The sequence below is a fragment of the Nonomuraea sp. NPDC049784 genome (assembly GCF_040659615.1).
Classification (GTDB): Bacteria; Actinomycetota; Actinomycetes; order Streptosporangiales; family Streptosporangiaceae; genus Nonomuraea.
This window is the reverse complement of sequence record NZ_JBFAMX010001229.1, coordinates 1-1310: the sequence shown is the minus strand read 5'-3', so window position 1 is coordinate 1310 and position 1310 is coordinate 1. Positions and strand designations below refer to the sequence as shown.

The 1310-nt window shown below is 68.5% G+C and carries 2 protein-coding genes; one reads left to right on the top strand and one right to left on the bottom strand.

Features of this window, described 5'->3' with window-relative positions:
• A partial coding sequence (locus tag AB0J09_RS64975) for an alpha/beta hydrolase (RefSeq protein WP_360714501.1) occupies positions 1-443 on the top strand: 443 nt, incomplete at its 5' end.
• A gap of 107 nt (positions 444-550) precedes the next feature.
• Here the strand turns inward: AB0J09_RS64975 and AB0J09_RS64970 are convergent.
• Positions 551-1009, bottom strand: coding sequence for a helix-turn-helix domain-containing protein (locus AB0J09_RS64970; RefSeq protein WP_360714499.1), 459 nt, complete (start codon positions 1007-1009; stop codon positions 551-553).
• Positions 1010-1310: the final 301 nt, after the last annotated feature.

Below are 1310 nucleotides of genomic sequence, written 5' to 3'. Positions count from 1 at the left end.
TGGGCGGCCGGGCGGTGTTCCACGCCTGGGTGGAATCCGGCACCTGGGCGATCATGCGGTCCCTGATCCGCCTGGCCCCGTCCCTGGGGCTGGGCCTGCTGCTGCGTGAGCTGTCAGCGCTACCCGCGCGCCAGGTCCTGGCGGGCCTGTCCACCGCCGTACGAGCCACGCTGGCCGGCCTGTTCACCCTGATGCGCTCGGGCCGCGGCTTCGTCGCCGACATGCTTCCCGTGCCCGACTGCGCCGCACAGGTCGACCAGCCCGCGCTGGTCATCGCTACCCGCCACGACCGATCGGTGCCCTTCGCCCACGCCGAGTCCCTGGCCTCGACCATGCCGAACGCCGAACTGGTGGACACCCAGGCCGACAGCCACATGATCTGGTTCGGTCCTGGCTACCCCCGCATCGCCGCGAAGATCCTCCAATTCCTCGCCACCGGCTGAAAGCAGCCCTCGCTTCAGCGAGTCTCGGGCTATCCGCTCACACGACAAATGCGCACCGGTCGAGGGCTGAGCGCATCGCCCCCGGCCAGACGGATCGGCGGGTTGGGTCAGCCACTCTGCTGGTGCCAGCGCTCCAGCAGGGCGGGCAGCTCACCGAGCAGGAAGTCGTAGAAGGCGTGCATCTGCGCCAGTCGCTGATGGGCGGGATCGCCCTCCTCGGTGGCGGCGATTGCGGCGGCTGCGGCCTGGAGCATGGCCTGGATGACGGTGTTCTGGCTGGTGAACAGGGTGGCCCAGGCATCCTCGCGGAGCCGGAAGTGCTCACGCCGGCTTCCGGGCGAGGGCAGGCGTTCGATCAGCCCGACCGTCAGCAGGGATTTGATCGCGCCCGAGACCGAGCCCGCGCTGGCCTCCAACCGCTCGGCGATCTCGCCGGCGGTGACGCTGTCCTGGTCGGTGAACAGGAAGATCGCCAGGGTGCGCGCGGACATGCGTTGCAGCCCGCCTTCGATCAGGGTCAGGGCCAGCCGTTCGGCCGCCTGCCACTGCTCATGCCTGTCGTTCACATGGCCTCCTCGCGGAAGCAGGATATCGAACACCCCGAGTGTTCAGAAATTTCTGAAAATTCGGTATAGTCCTCGTATCGGCCTCTCGCGGGAGGTTCGATGGTGTGCCGGGAAGCCTGGTCGGCGATGTGACAACTCATCTACCTCGCCCGAAAGGTGACCGGCCATGACCCTGCTCAGCCGCTTGTACGGCGTGCGCCCCGCCCTGCGTCACCGGGTGCGTGTGCGGCGCAATGTGGAGATCCCGGCCGCCGATGGCGTGCGGCTGCTGGCCACGCACTACTACCCGGCCGGTCAGCGC